The sequence below is a fragment of the Mesorhizobium sp. M0698 genome, from assembly GCF_040320455.1.
GTDB lineage: Bacteria > Pseudomonadota > Alphaproteobacteria > Rhizobiales > Rhizobiaceae > Mesorhizobium.
In genome coordinates this window covers 131772-152112 of the sequence record NZ_JAMYPQ010000002.1, presented here as the reverse complement: position 1 = coordinate 152112, position 20341 = coordinate 131772, and the positions used below count along the sequence as shown (strand labels likewise).

At 63.5% G+C, this 20341-nt stretch carries 19 protein-coding genes; 4 read left to right on the top strand and 15 right to left on the bottom strand.

Going from position 1 to position 20341, the window contains the following annotated elements; genetic code table 11:
• Nucleotides 1–167: 167 nt before the first annotated feature.
• From NKI16_RS05355 to NKI16_RS05325, 7 genes are all read right to left on the bottom strand, one after another.
• Nucleotides 168–1127, bottom strand: coding sequence for a DUF4167 domain-containing protein (locus tag NKI16_RS05355; RefSeq protein ID WP_352922317.1), 960 nt, complete (start codon nt 1125–1127; stop codon nt 168–170).
• Nucleotides 1128–1458: 331 nt separating this feature from the next.
• Complete coding sequence (gene prmC, locus NKI16_RS05350; protein WP_352621700.1) at nt 1459–2337, bottom strand: peptide chain release factor N(5)-glutamine methyltransferase; 879 nt, start codon at nt 2335–2337, stop codon at nt 1459–1461.
• Nucleotides 2330–3409, bottom strand: coding sequence for a peptide chain release factor 1 (gene prfA / locus NKI16_RS05345; RefSeq protein ID WP_352633855.1), 1080 nt, complete (start codon nt 3407–3409; stop codon nt 2330–2332). The genes prmC and prfA overlap by 8 nt, the downstream gene beginning before the upstream one ends.
• 8 nt (nt 3410–3417) lie before the next feature.
• Nucleotides 3418–5688, bottom strand: coding sequence for a phosphoenolpyruvate--protein phosphotransferase (gene ptsP / locus NKI16_RS05340; protein ID WP_352621697.1), 2271 nt, complete (start codon nt 5686–5688; stop codon nt 3418–3420).
• Between the two features lie 181 nt (nt 5689–5869).
• Nucleotides 5870–7123, bottom strand: a complete 1254-nt coding sequence (locus tag NKI16_RS05335; RefSeq protein WP_352456701.1) for an aspartate kinase — start codon at nt 7121–7123, stop codon at nt 5870–5872.
• A gap of 163 nt (nt 7124–7286) precedes the next feature.
• Nucleotides 7287–9518, bottom strand: a complete 2232-nt coding sequence (locus NKI16_RS05330; RefSeq protein WP_352621696.1) for a sensor domain-containing diguanylate cyclase — start codon at nt 9516–9518, stop codon at nt 7287–7289.
• Between the two features lie 122 nt (nt 9519–9640).
• A complete protein-coding gene (locus NKI16_RS05325) occupies nt 9641–10210 on the bottom strand; it encodes a putative glycolipid-binding domain-containing protein (protein WP_352621694.1) in 570 nt (189 codons plus the stop codon).
• A gap of 214 nt (nt 10211–10424) precedes the next feature.
• On the opposite strand from NKI16_RS05325, the gene ubiG reads away from it, so the two are divergent.
• Nucleotides 10425–11174 carry a bifunctional 2-polyprenyl-6-hydroxyphenol methylase/3-demethylubiquinol 3-O-methyltransferase UbiG gene (gene ubiG / locus NKI16_RS05320; protein WP_023675148.1) on the top strand — a complete coding sequence of 250 codons (750 nt, stop codon included), beginning with the start codon at nt 10425–10427 and terminating at the stop codon, nt 11172–11174.
• A 19-nt stretch (nt 11175–11193) separates the two neighbouring features.
• On the opposite strand, the gene NKI16_RS05315 is transcribed toward ubiG, so the two are convergent.
• The gene (locus NKI16_RS05315) at nt 11194–12084 is read right to left on the bottom strand and encodes a DMT family transporter (RefSeq protein WP_352503215.1); all 891 of its coding nucleotides are present in this window, start codon (nt 12082–12084) and stop codon (nt 11194–11196) included.
• A 101-nt stretch (nt 12085–12185) separates the two neighbouring features.
• Here NKI16_RS05315 and NKI16_RS05310 point away from each other — a divergent pair, with 101 nt between their 5' ends.
• Nucleotides 12186–12671, top strand: a complete 486-nt coding sequence (locus NKI16_RS05310; RefSeq protein ID WP_352542481.1) for a MarR family winged helix-turn-helix transcriptional regulator — start codon at nt 12186–12188, stop codon at nt 12669–12671.
• Between the two features lie 69 nt (nt 12672–12740).
• Nucleotides 12741–14234, top strand: a complete 1494-nt coding sequence (locus NKI16_RS05305) for an FAD-dependent monooxygenase (RefSeq protein WP_023675145.1) — start codon at nt 12741–12743, stop codon at nt 14232–14234.
• Between the two features lie 62 nt (nt 14235–14296).
• On the opposite strand, the gene NKI16_RS05300 is transcribed toward NKI16_RS05305, so the two are convergent.
• Nucleotides 14297–14950 (bottom strand): Vgb family protein, encoded by a 654-nt coding sequence (locus tag NKI16_RS05300; RefSeq protein WP_352621693.1) that lies wholly within the window; start codon nt 14948–14950, stop codon nt 14297–14299.
• A 9-nt stretch (nt 14951–14959) separates the two neighbouring features.
• Complete coding sequence (locus NKI16_RS05295) at nt 14960–16180, bottom strand: winged helix-turn-helix domain-containing protein (protein ID WP_352621692.1); 1221 nt, start codon at nt 16178–16180, stop codon at nt 14960–14962.
• A gap of 180 nt (nt 16181–16360) precedes the next feature.
• Between NKI16_RS05295 and NKI16_RS05290 the strand changes: the two genes are divergently transcribed.
• Complete coding sequence (locus NKI16_RS05290; protein ID WP_352621691.1) at nt 16361–17143, top strand: SDR family NAD(P)-dependent oxidoreductase; 783 nt, start codon at nt 16361–16363, stop codon at nt 17141–17143.
• Nucleotides 17144–17220: 77 nt separating this feature from the next.
• On the opposite strand, the gene NKI16_RS05285 is transcribed toward NKI16_RS05290, so the two are convergent.
• Genes NKI16_RS05285 through NKI16_RS05265 form a run of 5 tightly spaced genes read right to left on the bottom strand, consistent with a single transcriptional unit; the run spans nt 17221 to nt 20322 of the window.
• Entirely contained in the window at nt 17221–17916 is a 696-nt protein-coding gene (locus NKI16_RS05285) for a hypothetical protein (protein WP_352570520.1), read from the bottom strand.
• Between the two features lie 8 nt (nt 17917–17924).
• Nucleotides 17925–18350, bottom strand: coding sequence for a DUF1178 family protein (locus NKI16_RS05280; RefSeq protein ID WP_352471325.1), 426 nt, complete (start codon nt 18348–18350; stop codon nt 17925–17927).
• Nucleotides 18347–19213: a carbon-nitrogen hydrolase family protein gene (locus NKI16_RS05275; RefSeq protein ID WP_352621689.1), complete on the bottom strand. Its 867-nt coding sequence runs from the start codon at nt 19211–19213 to the stop codon at nt 18347–18349. Before NKI16_RS05275 ends, NKI16_RS05280 begins: the two co-directional genes overlap by 4 nt.
• A gap of 10 nt (nt 19214–19223) precedes the next feature.
• Nucleotides 19224–19493 (bottom strand): glutaredoxin 3, encoded by a 270-nt coding sequence (gene grxC, locus NKI16_RS05270; protein WP_352491813.1) that lies wholly within the window; start codon nt 19491–19493, stop codon nt 19224–19226.
• A gap of 28 nt (nt 19494–19521) precedes the next feature.
• On the bottom strand, nt 19522–20322 hold the full coding sequence (locus NKI16_RS05265; RefSeq protein ID WP_352570523.1) for a ComF family protein: 801 nt from the start codon (nt 20320–20322) through the stop codon (nt 19522–19524).
• Between the last annotated feature and the right edge of the window lie 19 nt (nt 20323–20341).

Genomic DNA, 20341 nt, shown 5'->3' with positions numbered 1-20341 from the left:
AGCCGGGTCCTGTTCACGCAAGATATGGGACGCAAACCACAGACCCTCAAGACGCCTCGACACTGGCGAATGCATAATATTCCGAGCGCGCAAAACAAAAACGGCGGAGATTTCTCTCCGCCGTCCAGGGTAAAGGATGCGCTAAGATCGGCTGAACGTTTTTCCGATCAATTCTCGACGTCTGCGATCACAGCTTGACCGCCGGGGCCTTCAGCCGGCGCTGCATCGACATTGCCAGCGTCGGTATTGCCAGTCTCGGCATTGCTTGTCTCGGCACTGCTTGTCTCGGCACTGTCACGGCCGGCGTTGTCGTTGCCGCCATTTGCCGGTTCGACATCGAGCCGCGGACGGCGCGGACGCCTGGGGCGGCGTGCCGGGCTGTTTTCGGCCGCGGCTTCGTTGAGCTCGGCCTGGGCGGCGAGACCCGCTGGCGAAAGGTTTTCGAATTGCGGTGCGGGCTCGCTCACAAAGACCGGCTCAGCGGCCGGCACGGGCTCCGCCTGCGCCGGCGTCTCGTCGCGCCGTGGCTGTTCGACGCGCTGTCCACCCTGCTGCTCGCCGCGCGCGCCATACTCGCCGCGCTGGCCGTTCTGGCCGTAACCGCCATTGGGGCGACGGTCGCGGTGGCGTCCGCCATTGTTGTCGCGTCCGTCACGGTTATCGCGGCCGCCCCGATTGTCGCGGCTGTTTTCCTGGTTCAGCGCCAGCTCGGCCGGCGTGCCATCGATGACCGGCTGCGGGCCGGCCCCGTGATTGACCGCCGAACCCGACGTCTCGTTGGCATTGTTGCCGGCATTGTCGAACTCGTCGCGATCCTCGTCGCCGTCATCGTCGAAATCGTCGCGATTCTGCTGGGCGTTCTGGATCGGCATCTGCGCCTGAGCGGCTGCGATGATGCGGTTATAGTGCTCTGCATGCTGGAGATAGTTTTCCGCCATCACCCGGTCGCCGGAGCTTTGCGCGTCACGGGCAAGGGTTGCGTACTTCTCGGCAATCTGCTGAGCCGATCCGCGGATCTTCACGTCCGGGCCGTTGCTCTCATAGTTACGCGTCAGGGGATTCGGCCCCTTACGATTGTTGTTGTTATTGTTGTTGCCGCCGCCGCCACTGTTGTTGCGACCGCGCATGCGCCTGTTTTGCTGTTGTGGCCTCATTAGACTCTCTTCACTTTGAAATTTTCGAAAAACTCTTCACGAACGGAGGCGCTCATACGGCCAGCCGTTTCGTTCCTTCACCGGCGTTCGCCCGCATCAATTGCGTTGGCGCCACGTGCCATCCTGTTCCGGTTACTTCACTTGCCGGACGATTCCCGCACGAAGCTTGGGCGTCGTTTGCGCAAGAAGGCAGCTATTTCCAAGGAAAACCGAATCGCTAAGAGCACTGCCTGCTTCGTCTCATCCGGTTAACGCGACCCTAGCCGCATTCCCCGGTATTGCCAAGCGCTTTTTTCGCACTGCATCACGGCTTCCACCGTTCGAACACAAGAACTCTGTCGTTTCCGCCGAGATCACGAAACACCCCGACCGAACGGTACCCGGCCGCGGAGAATATCTCCGTAACCTGTTGGTGCTGCGTATGGCCGATCTCGACCGCAATCCTGCCTTGGAGTTCCAAATACGCTGCCGCTCCCGCGGCGATCTTCCTGTAGGGGCTCAGACCGTCCACGCCGCCATCGAGGGCCTGGCGTGGATCGAAACCGCGGACCTCGTCCTGCAGATTTCCAATGTCGTCTGAGGGTATATAGGGAGGGTTTGCGACAATTACATGGTACAGGCCAGAAACTTTTTCAAACCAGTCGGATTTGACCGGCGTGAACCGGCCGACGAGCCCCAATTCCCCGGCATTACGCATGGCTGTGGCCAGCGCCTCCTGCGAAATGTCAACGCCGGTGGCGGTCGCGGCCGGAACGGCGCTGAGCAGCGCCAGCGCGATGGCACCGGTACCGGTCCCTAGATCGAGGATGCGGCAGCCGCCCTCGCGTGCCGCCATTGCCTTGACGAAGGGCAGTATAGCCTCGACCAGCGTTTCGGTATCCGGCCGCGGCTCCAGCGTTTGCGGCGAAAGCGAAAGGCGCAAGCCGTAGAATTCGCGGTAGCCAAGGATCCGGTGTACCGGCTCGCCGGCGATGCGCCGCCGCAAGGCGGCTTCGATTACCGCCGTCACGTCCGTATCGACAGCGCGCCCGGGATCGGCGATGGCCTGCGTGCGACTGGTGCCGGAAAAATGCTCGACGATCAGCCTGGCATCGAGCGCCGGATCCGCGATCCCGGCTGCGGCGAGCCGGTTTCGCGCCTCCCGCAGCAGCGGCGCCAGCGTGGCGGGCAGGCTGTCAGCCATCGATGCCGATATCGGCGAGCAGCTTCGACTGGTGATCGGCTATCAGCGCGTCGATGATCTCGTCGAGTTCGCCCATCATCACCCGGTCGAGCTTATAGAGCGTCAGGTTGATACGATGATCGGTGACGCGACCCTGCGGAAAATTATAGGTGCGGATGCGTTCCGAGCGGTCGCCCGAGCCGACCTGCGACTTGCGCGATTCGGAACGTTCCTCGTCCGCCTTGCTGCGCTCGAGGTCGTAGAGCCTGGCGCGCAGGATCTGCATGGCCTTCGCCCGGTTCTGGTGCTGCGACTTTTCCGCCTGCACCACCATGATGCCGGTCGGCAGATGGGTGATGCGCACGGCCGAATCGGTGGTGTTGACGTGCTGGCCGCCGGAACCCGAGGCGCGCATCGTGTCGATGCGGATGTCTTCGGCCCTGATGTCGATGTCGACCTCTTCGGCTTCCGGCAGCACCGCGACCGTCGCCGCCGAGGTATGAATGCGTCCGCCCGCCTCGGTCGTCGGCACGCGCTGCACCCGGTGCACGCCGGATTCGAACTTCAGATGGGCAAAGACGCCCTTGCCCGAAACGGTGGCGATGATTTCCTTGTAGCCGCCGACCTCACCCTCGCTGGCCGACACCGTCTCGAAACGCCAGCCATGCGCCGCGGCATAGCGCTCGTACATGCGAAACAGGTCGCCGGCGAAAAGCGCCGCCTCGTCGCCGCCGGTGCCGGCGCGGATCTCGAGGATGGCGTTCTTGTCGTCGGCGGCATCCTTGGGCAACAGCAGGATCTGGATGTCCTTCTGCAGCGCCTCGATGCGATGCTTGACCTCCGGCAGGTCGGCCTCGGCCAAGGCGCGCATCTCGGCGTCGGTGCCCTTGTCGGCGAGCATCGCCTCCAGATCGGCCTGTTCGCGCTCGGCGGCGCGCAGCGCCCTGATCTTTGCCACCATCTCCTGGATGTCGGCATATTCGGAGGCCATCCTGACATAGGCGTCCGGCGCTGGCCCGGCCGACATCTGCGCTTCGAGCATGTCGAAACGCTTGACGACTTGATCCATACGGTCGCGGGGCAGGTTGATCATGGCGAAGTCTATAGCGGTATCGAGCGGTCATCGGCAAAGGCTTGCAGCAGCGCCCGCATCGGCAGGCCATGCGCCGGCGCCATCAGATTGTCGTCGAAGAACGCTTCCAGTTCGCTGAGCGGCAGTTCCGTCAGCATCGCCTTGACCGGGCCGATCGATGCCGGCGACATCGAGATCGAGCGATAGCCAAGGCCGATCAGCGCCATCGCCGAGATCGGCTTGCCGGCAAGTTCGCCGCACAGGGTCACCGGCGTCTGGTTGCGAGCCCCGGCATCGGCAATTTGCTTCAAAACACGCAGGAACGGCGTCGACAGCGGGTCGAAGCGGTCGGACAATTGGGTATTGCCACGGTCCACCGCCATGACGAACTGGAACAGGTCGTTCGAGCCGACCGAGACGAAATCGACCGCCTTCATCAACTCGTCGAGCTGGAACAGCAGCGACGGCACCTCCAGCATCGCCCCCACCTTAAGGCTGGTCGGCAAATGATGGGCAAAGCGCGACAAATGCCGGACCTCGCGATCGATGATCTCGCGCGCCTGCACGATCTCACCGAGTTCCGTCACCATTGGCAGCATCAGCTTCAGTTCGCGCCCGCCGCACGCCTTGAGCAGCGCGCGGATCTGGGTGCGCAGCAGGCCAGGCCGGTCGAGCGTCAGGCGGATGGCGCGCCAGCCGAGCGCCGGGTTCTCCTCCTGGATCGAGCCCTTGAAATAGGGCAGCACCTTGTCGCCGCCAATATCGATGGTGCGGAACGTCACCGGCTTGTCGCGCGCCGCCTCGAGCACGTCACGGTACAAGCGCTCCTGGGCTTCCGCGCGCGGAAAGGTCGAGGCGACCATGAATTGCAGCTCGGTGCGGAACAGGCCGATGCCGGCCGCGCCCGCTTCGGCCAGTTGCGGCAGGTCGACCGCCAGCCCGGCATTCATCAGAAGGTCGACCTGGACACCGTCCTTGGTCACCGACGGCTTCTTGCGCAGCTCGCGGTAGACCTCCTGCCGCCGCGCCCGGAAACGCACTTTCTCGGCATAGGCCGCCTCGAGGTCGGGCTGCGGGCGCAGATGGATCGCGCCTTCCTCGCCGTCGACGATGATGGCATCGCCGTTTTCCGCCATGGAAACGGCGCCCTTCATCTGGCCGGCGACCGGTATGCCCATGGCCCGCGCCACGATGACGACATGGCTGGTCGCGGCGCCGTCCTCCAGCACCAGCCCGCGCAGCTTGTCCCTGGGATAATCGAGCAGCTCCGCAGCACCCATGGAGCGGGCGACGATGATGGCGTCCTTGGGCAGCGAGGCCGCGACGTCCTCCGGTCCGCGCCCCATCAGCTGCCGCAGCAGCCGATTGGCGAGATCGTCGAAATCGCTCATCCGTTCGCGCAGATACGGATCGGTCATGTGCAGCATGCGGGCACGCATGTCGCTCTGCACCTTTTCGACCGCCGCTTCGGCCGTCAGGCCGTTGCGGATCGCCTCCTCGAGCCGGCGCACCCAGCCGCGGTCGTTGGCGAACATGCGATAGGCTTCGAGCACCTGGCGATGCTCGCCCTCGAAGGCGACGTCGCGGCGCTCCAGCATGTCGTCGATGGAGAGCCTGAGCGAGCCGAGCGACGCGTCGAGCCGCCTGACCTCTTCCTCGCTGTCCTCGTTGAAAAGATTGGTGACGACGATGCGCGGCTCGTGCAGCACCACATGGCCGAGACCGACGCCTTCGTTGAAGGACAGGCCGGTAAAGCTTACCGGGCGGCGCAGATCGAGCTCGAGGCCGGGCCTTGTCAGCCGCTCCAGATCGCCGGTGGCGATCATCTCGGCGATCACCATCGCCGTTGTTTCCAGCGCCTCGACCTCGTCGTCGCGATAATGGCGCATGGTCTTGTTCTGCACGACCAGGACGCCGAGTGTCCGCCCTGCCCGCAGCACCGGCACGCCGAGGAAGGAATTATAGATTTCTTCCCCTGTCTCCGGCAGGTAGGCGAAGGCAGGATGCTCCTGTGCATTGGAGAGGTTGAGCGGCCGCGCCGAGGCCGCGATCGTGCCGACCAAGCCTTGGCCCAGCCTGAGCTGCGCCAGGTGGACGGCGTTCGGGTTCAGGCCTTCGGTGGCGTAGAGTTCGAGCACCGAATCGGCGCGCAGCACATAGAGCGAGCAGACCTCGGCAACCATGTTGGAGGCGATGTCGCGCACGATTCGGTCAAGCCGCTCCTGCGGCTCCAGCGGCTCTTGCATGAGCTCGCGGAGCCGTTTCAGCAAAACGCGCGGGCCACTGGCCGAATCACGCATCGCGGCTTCTTCTCCAATAGCGTTTCAACCGGTGCAGGTTGCCCTGCACAGCGGCACAAACGCAACAACTCAATTAGAGCGCCATCGTCCAATTGGACGCATAAAGACCGCTCCAAGATTTTCGATCCGCTGCATCCTGCCTTCCGAAAATCGATTCCGATTTTCGGGCCGATGCAGTCCGCTACTGCTTATCCAGACCGTACACGGAATGCAAAGTGCGAACTGCTAGTTCCGTATAGGGACCGTCGATCAGGATCGAAATCTTGATTTCGGACGTCGTGATGGCGCGGATGTTGATCGCGCGGTCGGCCAGCGCCTTGAAGGCGGTAGCGGCGACGCCGGCATGGCTGCGCATGCCGATGCCGATGACCGAGACCTTCGACATGCCGGCTTCCGACTGCACCACGTCGTAGCCGATCGTCGCCTTCAGCCGCTCAAGCACGGCGAGCGCCTTGTCGACGTCGCCGGATGGCACGGTGAAGGTCATGTCAGTGAACTTGCCGTCCTCGGAGATATTCTGGACGATCATGTCGACATTGATGTTGGCCTCGGCCAGCGGCCCGAAAATGCCGGCGGCGACGCCCGGCCGATCGCCGACGCGGCGCAACGAAATCTGCGCCTCGTCCTTGGCGTAGGCAATTCCGGTGACGACCTGCTGTTCCACGATCTCTTCCTCGTCGCAAATAAGCGTTCCCGGCGGATTAAGCAAATCCCCCATTCCTGGTGCGTCGGGATCGTCGAAGGACGACCGCACGAAAGTACGCACCCTGTGCACCATGGCAAGCTCGACCGAGCGCACCTGCAGGACCTTGGCCCCGAGCGAGGCCATTTCGAGCATTTCCTCGAAGGAAATCTTGGCCAGCCGCCGCGCCTTCGGCTCGATGCGCGGATCGGTCGTGTAGACCCCGTCGACATCGGTGTAGATATCGCAGCGGTCGGCCTTGACCGCTGCCGCGATGGCGACAGCGCTGGTATCGGAACCGCCGCGGCCGAGCGTTGCGATCCGGTTGTCCGGCCCGATGCCTTGGAAACCGGCGACCACCGCCACCTGGCCTTCGCCGAAGCGCTTGATCAGGAATCCGCCGTCGATATCGAGAATGCGCGCCGCGCCATGCGCGTTGTCGGTCTTGATCGGGATCTGCCAGCCTTGCCAGGAGCGGGCATGCACGCCGATATTCTGCAGCGCGATCGCCAGCAAACCGGCAGTGACCTGCTCGCCGGACGCGACGACGGCGTCATATTCGCGCGCATCGTGCATCGGCGAGGCCTCGCGCGTCCATTGCACGAGCTCGTTGGTCTTGCCGGCCATCGCCGAGACCACGACGGCGACCTCATGGCCGGCGTCGACCTCGCGTTTGACATGACGCGCCACATTGCGGATGCGGGCGATGTCGGCGACGGAGGTTCCGCCGAATTTCATCACGATGCGCGCCATAGAAGCGAAATGCCTTTGACTGGATGCCGGACCGGAGGCCGAAAAGCGGAAAAATGCGCCAAGCTGTGGCCGGGCGCTCAATGCGCGGCCTCCTTAGCCAAATGATCGCGGTTTCGCAAGGCGGTGAGGATTCCGTCGCCTTGCCCCGTCCATCAACCAGATTTCAAGCCACGCTCTTGGTGAGTTTTGGCTTTTGCTGCTCGACACGGGCGAGACCCGCTCCGGCGATGACGCGGTCACGGCCCTCAGCCTTTGCCTGATACAAAGCGCGATCCGCGGCATTGACGATCTCCGCCCATGAGGCGCCGAGCTCCGGGAAGGCGGCGACCCCGAACGACGCGGTGATGGTGCCGAGCGTGCGGCCGCGATGCGTGACATGCAGCTGCTTGATCGCCTTTCGCAGAGCTTCGGCGCGATCGGCGCCATCGGCCAGTGACGTTCCCGGCATCATCAAGGCAAATTCCTCGCCGCCGTAGCGCGAAACCACGTCGCTTTCCCTGACATGGTCGACCAGCGTGGCGGCCACCTGCTTGAGGACGAGATCCCCCGCTTCGTGGCCGAACGTATCGTTGAACTGCTTGAAATGATCGACGTCGAGCATGATCAACGTCAGCGGCTGCTCGGCACGTTCCAGGCGCCTGAGCTCGCGGCTGCTGGTCTCCTCGAGGTAGCGGCGATTGTAGAGCCCTGTATTCGGGTCGCGGATCGACTGCTGCCGCAACGTCTCGCGCAGACGCAGATTGGCAAGCGCCAACGCCAGCGTATCGACGACGCCACGCAGTATCTGCTGCCGTTCGGCAAGCCACTCCGGCTTGTCAACGGCATTCGGCTCGCACAGATGCAGGATGCCAAGCGTCTCTCCCTGCGCTGCTAGAGGCATACAGACATAACCGCGGCCGCCATTTTCGGTGATGTGGTTGCAGCGCGGCGTCAGCATGCCTGGACCGGCGACGTGCTCCTGGCCGCGCCGCAGCGCCCAACAATCTTCCGGTCCGAACTGGCCGACGCTCGACCGGATGGTGCCCCAATGCGCCATCTCCTCCACGAGGTTGCGCGACGCACTGGTCAGGTGAACGGTTCCGCTCAATCCGCCGAAGAAATCAGGCATGGCGGAGCCGACGACGGAAAATGCCTCGTGAAAAGTGACGCAGGCCTGAAGCAGTTCGCCGAGCTTGACCAGGCGGGTCGTGGCCTCCGATGTCTCTTTCAGTTCACGATTGAGCCTCGCCAGTTCTTCGGCACGATCGTGCACCGCCCGCTCGGCACTGCGCAGGTCGCTGATGTCGCTGAGCGTCAGCACGATGCCGCCATCGGCGCGGTTGAGCGGATTGCAGCTGACGACCACGGGCAAGGAGGTCCCATCCGGTTTTGCCAGCCTCACCTCATTCTGGTGGCGGCGGCCGGTGGTCATGGCCAGTTCGACCGGAGATGTTCCCGACGCGGGCTTGTCTCCCGACGGCCCCCTGATATCCATGGCCGACTGCCAGTCCTGCCCCACGACCTTGTCGCTGCGCCGCCCGATGATCTCGGCTGCCGCCGGATTGACGGACACGACCTGACCCTTGCCGTCGATGACGGCGATGCCTTCGGCAACGGTCTGGACGATGTCTTCGATGTAGGCCTTCTGGTCGACAAGTTGAGCGCGCGAGGCTTCGATTTCGGACGCCATAGTGTCGAACCCTTGCGCCAACTGTCCGAACTCGTCATCGGAGGTGCGGCCGATACGGGCCCCGGCGTCGCCGCGCGCCAGCGATTCGATGCCGCGGTTGAGACCAGCAAGGCCTTTACTGAAGCCTCGCAACAACAGGAAGGCGGAGGCCGCCGCGATCAGCACGGCTGCAGCGGTACACAGGCCCACAAGCCACAGCATATCGTTCGTGCGCTGCTGCGCGGCACGCAGCAGCGGCGTATACTCGAACAGGACGGCGCCGACGATCTTGCCGGGTGCATCCTCGATCGGCACCGCAATCAGGTCAATCGGATCGGCCACGTCGGCACTGGCCTCGACGAAGTTGCGCGGCACGCCGTCGTCAATCGTCCGGGCGATTTCATTGCCGGGATCGTAGTCGAACGTCGTGCCGATATTTTGCTCTTCTCCCGGAACGTCGGCGAAAATAACCTTGTTTTTGTCTACGATGACGAGATCGCGTTTCGAGCGGCCGTGCTGCAAAGTCACGAATTCGCGGAGCGCATCGGGTCTCTCGAATAATGAACGCGGCGCGTCCGATGCCCTGAAGGCAATAGTTTCGGCCAACTGCCGTGCGACGCTTGTCGCCTCGGCCAGCGCCACCGATTTGGTCAGCGATATCTGCGAGACGATCGCAACGCCGCCGACCAGGCCGATCAAGGCCACGGCGCTGAACAATGTCGCGACTATCTGGGTTCTTATGCGCACCGGGCTGCCCCTACTCGGACAGCAATCTAAATGCCAAACACTGACCCAACGTTAAGAAACCGCCAATATCGTAAATTTGCCGTTAAGCCACACCGGCCAGCTGCACTCCCAACGCGGGCGGTTCAGCCCGTCCGCACGATGGCCTGCCACAGGCGCGGATAGTCGAGGACGAAACCGAGCGGCGAGACCTCCAGTGTCTCGTGGTAGCCGAACATCGGGGCGGCATAGGCGTAATGTGCAGCATCGACGCGCTGATAGGTTTGCTCGAGGCGAACGAGCCTGAGTTCGGGAAATGTCAGATAGGCTGCCGGCGCGGGCGTCGCCGTACCGACATCGAGGGCAAAACGGCGAAGCGCCAAAAGGTTTGTGGCGGGCGTGAAGCCGAGATCGACATCGATGAGACCGTCGACTTCCGCTTGATGCTCGCCGTTCAGCGTCCATTGGCGCTCGGTCAGCCGGTCGATCCTGTAATGCAGCTCTTGCGTGCCGAGAAAGCCGTCGGCGCGCGCCGATCGTGTATGCCAATCGGCGTCGCAGTCCGCCTCGTAGGCGATGCTGCACGGCTCGCCGTCCTGGACGAAAAGCGCCTGTCCCCTGAGGTTCCACCCGGAACTCGCTTCCGACAGAAGGCAAGCGTCGTGGCCTTCCTGGTCAAGCCGGCGCCAAAGAATGGAAGCAACCGTTCGCATCATTGCGCACTCCTCCGAACCCGATGTCTCTGCTTCGTCCGCCAAAGCCTAGGCGTTTCCTTCCGGCACACCATCAACTGACACGTGCTGACACAAATGCAGCCGGCAAAAGGCCGCGCCGGAAGGCATCGCGCGCATCGCACCGCCGGCGGTGAATTTCGCGCCTTGACATTCGCAGCCTCGCGCCCGACTTCCTAGCGTCCGAGGAGACCACGCCATGCCAGAGCCCCGACGATCGACGATCGATGCCGGAGAGGTGGAACGCTTTTCCGCCCTTGCTGCCGAATGGTGGAACCCGAACGGCAAGTTCCGCCCGTTGCACAAGTTCAACCCGATCCGGCTTGCCTATATCCGCGACCAGGTGGCGGCCCGCTTCGGCCGCGATCCGCGTGCGGCACGGCCATTCGAAGGCCTGCGCTTCCTTGACATCGGCTGCGGCGGCGGGCTTTTGTGCGAGCCGATGGCGCGGCTTGGCGCCGAAGTGGTCGGCGCCGATGCCTCCGCCACCAACATCGAAGTGGCCAAGCTGCATGCGGCGGAAGTCGGCGTGAGCGTGGATTATCGCGCCACGACCGCGGAAGACCTTGCCGATGCCGGCGAAAAATTCGACGTCATCCTCAACATGGAAGTGGTCGAGCATGTCGCCAATGTCGATCTGTTCCTGGCCAAATGCGGCGAGATGGTCAAGCCTGGCGGCATCATGTTCGTCGCCACCATCAACCGCACGCTGAAGGCCCTGGGCCTGGCCATCATCGGCGCCGAATATGTGCTGCGTTGGCTGCCACGCGGCACCCACCAGTTCGGCAAGCTGGTGCGCCCCGAGGAACTGGAAAAGGCGCTTGCCGGCGCCGGCCTGACCGTCATCGACCGCACCGGCGTCACCTACAACCCGCTCGCCGACCGCTGGCAGCGCTCGAAGGACATGGACGTCAACTACATGGTGCTGGCGGAGAAGGCATCCGTTTGAAGCTTACGCCTTCTGGCCCCTATGGCCTCTGGCTTTGCGCCTTGGTGGTGATGAACACGCCGGCGGTGATGATGACGGCACCGGCCCAGGTCAGCAGTTGATAGCGCTCGCCGAGGAAGAGGGTCCCGGCAAACAGCCCGACCGCCGCCGCGACGTAGCCGATCTGGCTGAGATAGACCGGGCCGCCGACCGCTTGCAGGCGGAAGAAGAAGGCGAACATCGCCGAGGCTGATGCCACCTGTGCCGCAGCGACCAGCGGCACGCCGCCGAGCGAGCCGAATGCATTGCCGCCAAGCAGGACCAGAATGCCGGCAAACAGCATCAAGGCTGCTGCCAGATGGCTGCCGACGGCGAGCTCGATCGGGCCGGTGCCTTCGGGCCAGTCGACGGTACGGTAAATGTTGCCGGCGGCGAGGCTGACCGGGATGAGCAGGCCCATCGCAACCCAGAAAAATTCGGCCGGCTGGCCCGCTTCGCCGCGCGTCACCGCCACCATGACTGCGCCGACGAAACCGACGACTATGCCGACGATGCCCAGCATGGTCGGGCGCCTGACGCCGAGCAGCATCGAGAACACCAGCGTGACGACCGGCGACAGCGTGAACATGATGCCGCTGTAGCCGGCGCCCAGATGCGGAATGGCTGAAAACATCAGCAGATTGGGGATTGCATATGAGACGGCCGCGGTGACGAAGAAATAGCGCAGCCTGTGCGGCGTAAGCCGCATGCGCTTCCCGTTGAGCAGCAATGCGCACAAAAGCACGCCGCCGGCACCAAGCGAGATGACGAAGGCCCAGACCATGGCGGCCACGCCGGCCGCCGTCGCGATCTTGCCGAACGGCAGCGTCAGGCCGAGCAGTCCACCGGTGACAACCAGAAGGCCAAGCGCCGAGTCCCAGAGAAATTTCATCGCACCGTCCCGTCGCCCGTTCGCGGCACTTGGCCAATATCGCAAGCTGAGGTAAGATAAGCTAAAGATTCTTCACGTCAAGATACATAACGGTGAGAGACATGGATCGCGCAGCAAAAGCGATCGGGCAATGGAAAAAGGAACGGCCGGATCTCGATGTCTCGCCGATGGCCGTGCTCGGACGGTTGAACGAGGCCGCCTCGCTGATCGCACGAGAGCGGCTGGCGCCGCTGTTTGCAAGTTACGGGCTGCAATCCGGAGAATTCGATGTGCTGGCAACGCTGCGTCGTTCCGGGCCGCCATACGCGCTGACGCCGACGGCTCTCTACGAGGCGACGATGGTGACGTCGGGCGCGATGACCAACCGCCTCGACCGGCTCGAGAAATCCGGCCTGATCAAGCGCGGGCCGCACCCCGACGATCGCCGCGGCATTGTCGTGCAGCTGACTAAAAAGGGTCTGGCGTTGATCGACGAGGCGGTTACCGCTCACGTCGCCAACGAGCACCAGATACTTTCCGGCCTGATACGCCCGGAGCAGATCATGCTCGCTCGCCTGCTCGAAAAATTGATAGCGAGCCTGAACTAACCCAAACGGCAACCACTGGGACTCTGCGATCATTGCATTGGGAGTCGTAACTGCCAGAGGAGTTTGCCGATGACAGAACATGCAGTCGTGATTGCCGGAGGAGGTCCGACGGGCCTAACCCTGGCAGGCGAGTTGGCGTTGGCAGGCATCGACGTAGCCATTGTCGAACGCCGCCCGAACCAAGAGCTTGCCGGTTCGCGTGCTGGAGGTCTGAGTTCACGCACTCTCGAAGTTTTCGATCAGCGCGGCATCGCGGACCGGTTCCTCGCCGAAGGACAAATAGCCCAAGTCACGGGATTCGCGGCGATGCGTTTAGACATCAGCGATTTTCCGACCCGCCACAACTACGGGCTGGCGCTGAGACAGAAACACATTGAGCGCATTCTCGCTGGATGGGTCAGCGAGCTGGCAGTGCCGATCTATCGCGCCCGTGAATTAACGTGTTTCGTGCAGGACGACGCCGGCGTCACCATCGAACTGTCCGATGGTGCGTCGCTGCGGGCAAGCTATCTCGTCGGGTGTGATGGAGGCCGCAGTCTGGTCCGCAAAGCTGCTGGCATTGAGTTTCGAGGATGGGATGCGACGACCAGCAGCATCCTCGCCGAGGCCGAGATGGCGGAGGAGCCGCCACTGGGCATTCATCGCACCGCACTTGGCATCCATGCCTTCGGCAGGGAAGAGTACGAAATTCGTGACGGCAAGGTCGTCTTTGCCGATAAAGGTCCCATAGGCGTCATGGTCACTGAAAAGAATGTCGGCGCCACGACCGAGCCCACGCTGCGCGATCTCCGCGAAGCGCTCGTCGCCGCATGCGGAACAGATTACGGAATCCATAGCCCAACCTGGATTTCCAGGTTCACGGACATGTCGCGGCAGGCGGCGGCTTACCGCAAGGGCCGGGTTCTCCTAGCGGGCGATGCCGCCCATGTGCATTCCCCGGTGGGCGGACAAGGCCTCAATATCGGTGTGCAGGATGCGGTGAACCTCGGTTGGAAGTTGGCCCAAGTGGTGAAAGGAACATCGCCTGAACGCTTGCTCGACACTTATCACATCGAGCGGCATCCGGTTGCGGCCCGCGTGTTGCGTACGACAATGGCACAGGTCGCATTGCAACGTACTGATGATCGCACTGAAGCCTTGCGTGAAATCGTATCAGAGCTCCTTGGGATGGAGGAGCCTCGCAAACGGATCGCTGCCGAGATGTCCGGACTTGGTATCCATTACGACCTCGGCCAGGGGCATCCGCTGGTCGGCCGCCGCATTCCTGACCTCGACCTGGCCACGCCTGATGGTCCCATGCGCGTATTTGCGCTCCTCCAAAAAGCGCGGCCAGTGCTCTTGAATCTCGACGCGCCGGGCAGCCTCGACATCAAGCCGTGGTCAGACCGCATTAAGTTGGTTTACGCCAAATGGGACGATCCATGGGAGTTGCCTGCGCTAGGTTTGGTCTCCGCTCCAACCGCAGTTTTAATCCGACCCGATGGATATGTTGCTTGGGTAGGCGACAGGACGCAGGATGGTCTTCAAGACGCGATGAACACCTGGTTCGGACCACCGGGCTAAAAACCGCAAAAACCAGTTAGCTCGAATGGTCCCGAAATCAAACGGCTACGGAGGGCAAAAACTCAGATTCTGGTCGCAGAGCCTCGTTTGGGCCGGCGAACAGCTCTGATCTTGCCGCTGTTTCCGCCGCCACAGAAAAACTGGTCACCGCCATCGGATTCGAGCCCCGACACGCCTGTTCCCGGCGGCATATCGAGCTTCTCAAGGACCTTTCCCGTTTCAGGATCGATCCGTCTGACATCGCTCTCCTCGCCCTCCCAGGTGCCATGCCACAGCTCGCCGTCGACCCAGCTGACCCCGGTTACGACGCGGTTGGAAACGATGGTGCGAAGGATTGCCCCTGTCTCGGGATCGACCTGATGAATCTTTCGGCCCCGATGCTGCCCGACCCAGAGCGTTCCTTCGGCCCAGGCGAGCCCGGAATCACCGCCATTGCCAGGCGCCGGGATCGACGCCAGCACCCGGCCATTCCTCGGATCGATCTTCTGGATGCGATCCTCGGCGATCTGATAGAGGTGATGGCCGTCGAAGGCCGTTCCGGCGTGTGCCGCGACGTCGATCGAGCGCACCACTTTGCCGCTCGCCGGATCGAAGGCGTTCAATCTGTCGCCTGAGGCAAACCAGACATGCTCACCGTCGAAGGTAACGCCGTCCACGTGGTCGACACCCGGAAAGGGTCCATATTCTCGAAGGATTTCGGCTGCGGATCGTTCCATGATTCCATCCTAGTAGCCCGGCAGTGGGCCGGGGAGTAACAAGATTGTCGGGAAACCCGTCAGCGGCGGGGTCATCCAGCGACGCGCCCGTCCGCGGCCGAACGACTGCACCTTGCCGGCCTGGGCGAGCTGCTCGAGCGCTCGCTGCACGGTACGCGAACTGGCTCCAAGCGCAATCGACAGGGCCGAACTCGACCAAGACTCGCCGTCGGCGAGGAAGGCGAGCACGGCGGCATGCTCTTCTTCGACGGGTGGCGCCAGCACGACGACCTCACCTGCGCGGCGCGGGGCCAGCGCAAAGCCCCGCTTCGTCGCGCTCACATCCGCCAAGCTCCGAAGCTCCGCGCGAAGCCGCCCGACTTCGACCCGTAACCGTGCGCGATGTGATTCGTCCGCGTCCTTTCCGCGGAAAGCGCGCGCAATGAGCGTCGATCTTGCCACGTCCCCCGGCCAGGCTTCGGCCAGCGCGCGGGCCAGCGCGAACAGCACCGGGCGGGTCGCCAGCGAGACGACCGTGTCTGCGACCCGCACGACATTGCGGCATGCATCCACCACGAGCGCCCCCGACGCCAGGAGCGCTTCGACTTCGTCGAGCAGGAGGGGCCGTTCCCCGCCACGCGCGACAAGGCGTGCGGCCGGCGTGTCCAGCACCAGCGATGCGCTCTCCACCTCCGCGATCAGCGCGGGGATGCCGGACGCGCGCGCCGCCCGCGCCGCCAGGCCAAGCGCGGCGCGCGCAGGGCCGGTCCGCAAGCGGCGGATGGCGATGCCGGCGACAGCCAGCTCGTGGGCGGCCCGCGATGCCGGCGGCAGCGGCGAGGGATCGAAGCCGTCCAGCCTGCGCTCGGCTTCGTCGAGATGGCCGATCAGCAGCAGGCGCCGAACGTCGAGGTTGCGCGCATGCGCGGCGTTGACGCGGTCGCCATGCTTTTCAAGCGTCGCCCGTGCGGCGTCGAGTGCCTTGGCCGGCCAGGTAAGGTCGCGCGAGACGAGCGCGATCTCGGCCTCGGCGACGATACACCGCGCGCGGGCCACGGCCTCCCTCGGGCTGAATGCGCGCGCCGCCCTCTTGAGAAGAACCTTCGCCCGAACCAGGTCGCCAAGCTGCGCCATTGCGATACCGCGCAACGCCAGTGCCGGCGCATCGTCGCGCAGCGCAACCCGTTTCAAGGCGCCGAGCGGATCGCCCGCCGCAAGCGCATGCGCCGCGGCCGTGATCAGCGAGTCCATCGGAATCCCGTCACACTTGTCACTCCCATGGCTTCGACATCCGGCGCTAAGTCCATCTCACCAACCAGTCGTATCGACAACGGCGACTGTAGCCAACCTGAGTTGCGGCGCGCCAACCTTGAGTCGCGGCTAGACCGTGCACTGGGCTCGAACACAACGATAAGCATTAGGAGAGACGCAATGAAGATCGAAGGTACAACCATCCTGGTGACTGGCGCCAATCGGGGCATCGGTCGGGCACTGGTCGAGGAAGCCCTGAGCAGAGGCGTAAAGCGCGTCTATGCCGCAACCCGCCAACCGATGGCTCATCCGGACCGGCGTGTGACGTCCCTGACCATGGATGTGACCAACGCTGCGCAGATCCGGGAGGCCGTCGAGAAGATCGATGCTCTCGATATCCTCATCAACAACGCCGGCGTATCGCCCATCGATGACCTAAGCGACCGTCGTGTGCTCGAACAACAGCTGGCCGTAAACCTCTTCGGCTCGTACGACGTTACCCAGGCTCTGCTGCCGTTGCTGGCCCGGTCGCGGGGAGCCATCGTCAACATTCTGTCGCTGGCCTCGATTGCCGCCGTGCCGTTCAGTCCGGCTTACTCCATCTCGAAGGCGGCCTCGTTCTCGCTGTCGCAGTCGTTGCGCACCCTTTTGGCCGGACGGGGTGTCAGCGTCCACAGGGTCCTTCCCGGCCCGGTGGACACGGACATGACACGGGGCCTGGACATCGCGAAAGCCTCTCCGGAGTCTGTCGCGCGGGCGATCCTGGACGGAGTGGAGAACGGCGAAGAGGAAATCTTCCCCGATCCCATGTCGGAATCCCTGGCGGAGGGCTGGCGCAGCAGTGCAGTCAAGGCGCTTGAACGCCAGTTTGCAGCCTATGCGGAAGCAACTCCGTCAAGTGGTGGGCATGAAAGAAGCAGCGAAACGATTGCCCGCGAGCCCCATCCTTGCTGCTCGGCCTGAAATTGCGGACGCTTGTGCAGGGGGCGGCGGCATCGCCGCTCTGGGCGGAAGCGAACCCCCACAAGCGAAACGGAGCATCATTTTCGCTTGTCGAAATGCGCTTCAGCTTCTTGTCGCCTGATACGCCTCTGATATCGCCGCCGGGCGAAAAAGACGATCAAGTCTGCCAGCCAACCTGGAGCATTGAGATGGAGCAAGGCATCACGCGCGCTATCAATTTGCCGACCATTCATCGCTACATTGGAAAAATCCGAGGGTTCCGTTTGTCGAGCTTCGACCCATTGACGAATACTCGCCCCGTCCGGCAGTTTCGCCGCAAAAGCCAGTTCACGTCTCATGCAAACCCACTCCACCCGGTGGCGCAATTCCTCCTCATAGCCAATGCCTCGCTGATGGAGACGCGCATGCGTCGCCTCATGCACTATCGCGCTGGCGATCTGGTCGCTCAGCGTGTGCTCGCCTAGAACAAATCGCCGATCAAGCTCGCAAGTCGAAGTCGATTTCACAAATTGCGCAGCGGCACCTGGATTGATTGTAATCCAGATCCGTTTGAGATCGCGGACCAGACGGCTGTATCGAACAGGGTCAAATTTCTGAATCAACCGCAGCGCGGCGGCAACCTTATCTGCATCTTTCCCACCGCTCTCGCCATTATAGAAAACTGGCAACCCATCGATCGTCCTCTTGTCGATCGACTTTATAGCCAACCAGCTGAAAACACGGATCACTACCTCTGAACCACGCCGCTTTTCAGTCTTCTCCGGATGGGGCAAGACTTTCCTCAGTTGCGGTCGTCGGGGAAGCTTGGAATAGGCATGAACTCGACGCCGTCTTCGGCGAGGCTCTTGGCCTCGTCCAGCGTCGCCTCGCCATAGATGCCGCGCGGATCGCTTTCGCCGAAATGGATCTTGCGCGCTTCCTCGGCAAATTTGTCGCCGACATAGTCGGCATTCTCGCGCACCTTGTCGGCCAGCGCCTTGAGCTGCGCCAGCGCCTGCTTCTGCGCCTCGCCCATGGCCAGCGCGATGCTTTCGCGCTTGCGCCCGGTGGAGACGGCAGGCGCCATCAGCGCCTTGTCGACCTTGTGCGAGCCGCAGGCCGGGCAATCGACGAAACCGCGCCTCTTCTGGGTGTCGAAATCGTCGTTGCTGCGGAACCAGGCCTCGAATTCGTGCTCGTGTTCGCAGATCAGGGAAAAGCGGATCAAGAGGCGGCACCCCTGAGCGGCATTGCCTCCGCCGAACCGGCGTTTACGGCAAAATCGCGTGCGTTTTTGAGATTCGGTATCTTTTTGCGCGCAGCGACTGACTGCGCCGGGTCGATCTCGGCGACGATCACCGCCGGCTCGTCATGCGCAGCTTCGGCGACGATGCGGCCCCAGGGATCGACGATCAGCGAATGGCCATAGGTTTCGCGGCCGTCCTCGTGCACGCCGCCTTGCGCGGCGGCAACCACATAGGCGCCGTTCTCGATGGCGCGCGCCCTGAGCAGCACGTGCCAATGCGCTTCGCCGGTCTGGCGGGTGAAGGCGGCGGGCACCGAAAGCAGATCGGCGCCGGCCAGCGCCTCGGCACGGAACAGCTGCGGAAAGCGCAGATCGTAGCAGACGGCAAAGCCTAGCTTCGCGCCATTGACTTCGGCGACGACGGCCTCGGTGCCAGGCTCATAGGCGGCGGATTCGCGCCAGCTCTCGCCATTGTCGAGATCGACGTCGAACATGTGGATCTTGTCGTAGGTGGCAATCCTGGCGCCGTCCGGCCCGAACAGAAGGGCGCGGTTGGCAAGCTTGCCGTCGGCGCGCAGAATGGCGGTCGAGCCGATATGCAGGAAAATGCCGAGCTCCTTGGCCAGCCGCCGCGACGTCGAGACGACGATGTCCTTGTCCTCGGAGGTGAAGGAAGCGGCCCGTGCCTGGCTGTCGCGGATCAGCGCGCCGGTCATTTCCGGCGTCTGGATATAGGTCGCGCCAAGGCCTGCCGCCTCGCGCACCAGCCGTTCCAGATCGACCGCATTGCGCTCCGGGCTGGTTCCCGAACGCATCTGGATCGCCGCCGCCTTGAAACCACCCATCGTCATGTCCTTATCTGGCCGAGCCGTTGGCGAGCAATTTGTCCAGCCGTCCTTCCGCCTCCAATTCGTGGAGATCGTCAGAGCCGCCGACATGCGTGTCGCCGATGAATATCTGCGGAAAGGTGGAACGGCCGTGAGCGCGGGAGATCATCTCCTGGCGCAGCTCCGGCGAGAACGAGGCGTCGTGCTCGGTGTAGGTCACACCCTTCCTGTCGAGCAGCCGCTTGGCCGCGGTGCAATAGCCGCACATCATCCGCGTGTAGATCGTCACATCGACCATCGGTCAGCAATCCTGCCTCGTTCCTAGGCTATATAGGCGCCGATTCGTCGGCCCGAAAGTCCCCCGGCAGCACACGCGCAAAGGTCAGTACGTCGACCGCGCCGGCACCGCCCTTCTTCAACGCCTTGGCGACCGCGCGGACGGTGGCGCCGGTGGTGTAGACATCGTCGATCAGCAGCACCCGGCGGCCGGCGATTTCGATCTCCGCCTCATCAGGCACTTTGAATGCGGCGCGAACATTTTCCTCGCGTTCCCGCCGCTCAAGCCCGACCTGCTGGCGCGTGAGTTTGACGCGCCTGATGGCTGATGGCGCGAAAGGCCGCTCCCCGAGCTGCGCCACCGCCCGCGCCAGTTCCGCCGACTGGTTGAACTGCCGTCGGAAGAAACGCCGCCAGTGCAGCGGCACCGGCACGACCACGTCGGCCTCGGCGATGAGCTCGGCACCGGCGCGAAGCATCCAGCGCGCCATCCACGGCGCCAGATCGGTGCGGTCCTGGTATTTCAGCCCTTGCACCATCTGGCGGGCAACGCCGGAATAGGCGACCGCCGCCCGCGCGCGCTCGAACGGCGGCGGGTCGGCTATCGCCTCCGCCGACAGGAAACCCTCACCCATATTGTGGGTGAACGGCGTGCCCATCACCGGGCACCACGGCCGTTCCAGCAGCCTGAGTTTCGGCCAGCAGGCGCCGCACAACACGCCGGGCTGCGAGACATGGCGGCGGCAGCCGGCACAGACCGGCGGGAACAAGAGGCGCGCTGGCCAGCCCAATGCCTTGCGGGCAATGCTCTTGATCGCACTACGCTTGATCTCTGGCATGGGATCGGCCACGTGGTTGGTCCTCCGCATC

Excerpts from the sequence above, each read along its gene's own strand:
- prmC (WP_352621700.1), bottom strand. The coding sequence starts at position 2,337 with ATGGCTGACAGCCTGCCCGCCACGCTGGCGCCGCTGCTGCGGGAGGCG.
- NKI16_RS05315 (WP_352503215.1), bottom strand. The coding sequence starts at position 12,084 with ATGAAATTTCTCTGGGACTCGGCGCTTGGCCTTCTGGTTGTCACCGGT.
- NKI16_RS05290 (WP_352621691.1), top strand. The coding sequence starts at position 16,361 with ATGAAGATCGAAGGTACAACCATCCTGGTGACTGGCGCCAATCGGGGC.
- NKI16_RS05310 (WP_352542481.1), top strand. The coding sequence starts at position 12,186 with ATGGATCGCGCAGCAAAAGCGATCGGGCAATGGAAAAAGGAACGGCCG.
- NKI16_RS05325 (WP_352621694.1), bottom strand. The coding sequence starts at position 10,210 with ATGATGCGAACGGTTGCTTCCATTCTTTGGCGCCGGCTTGACCAGGAA.
- NKI16_RS05300 (WP_352621693.1), bottom strand. The coding sequence starts at position 14,950 with ATGGAACGATCCGCAGCCGAAATCCTTCGAGAATATGGACCCTTTCCG.
- NKI16_RS05275 (WP_352621689.1), bottom strand. The coding sequence starts at position 19,213 with ATGGGTGGTTTCAAGGCGGCGGCGATCCAGATGCGTTCGGGAACCAGC.
- NKI16_RS05355 (WP_352922317.1), bottom strand. The coding sequence starts at position 1,127 with ATGCGCGGTCGCAACAACAGTGGCGGCGGCGGCAACAACAATAACAAC.
- ptsP (WP_352621697.1), bottom strand. The coding sequence starts at position 5,688 with ATGCGTGATTCGGCCAGTGGCCCGCGCGTTTTGCTGAAACGGCTCCGC.
- grxC (WP_352491813.1), bottom strand. The coding sequence starts at position 19,493 with ATGGTCGATGTGACGATCTACACGCGGATGATGTGCGGCTATTGCACC.
- prfA (WP_352633855.1), bottom strand. The coding sequence starts at position 3,409 with ATGATCAACCTGCCCCGCGACCGTATGGATCAAGTCGTCAAGCGTTTC.
- NKI16_RS05335 (WP_352456701.1), bottom strand. The coding sequence starts at position 7,123 with ATGGCGCGCATCGTGATGAAATTCGGCGGAACCTCCGTCGCCGACATC.
- NKI16_RS05295 (WP_352621692.1), bottom strand. The coding sequence starts at position 16,180 with ATGGACTCGCTGATCACGGCCGCGGCGCATGCGCTTGCGGCGGGCGAT.
- NKI16_RS05305 (WP_023675145.1), top strand. The coding sequence starts at position 12,741 with ATGACAGAACATGCAGTCGTGATTGCCGGAGGAGGTCCGACGGGCCTA.
- ubiG (WP_023675148.1), top strand. The coding sequence starts at position 10,425 with ATGCCAGAGCCCCGACGATCGACGATCGATGCCGGAGAGGTGGAACGC.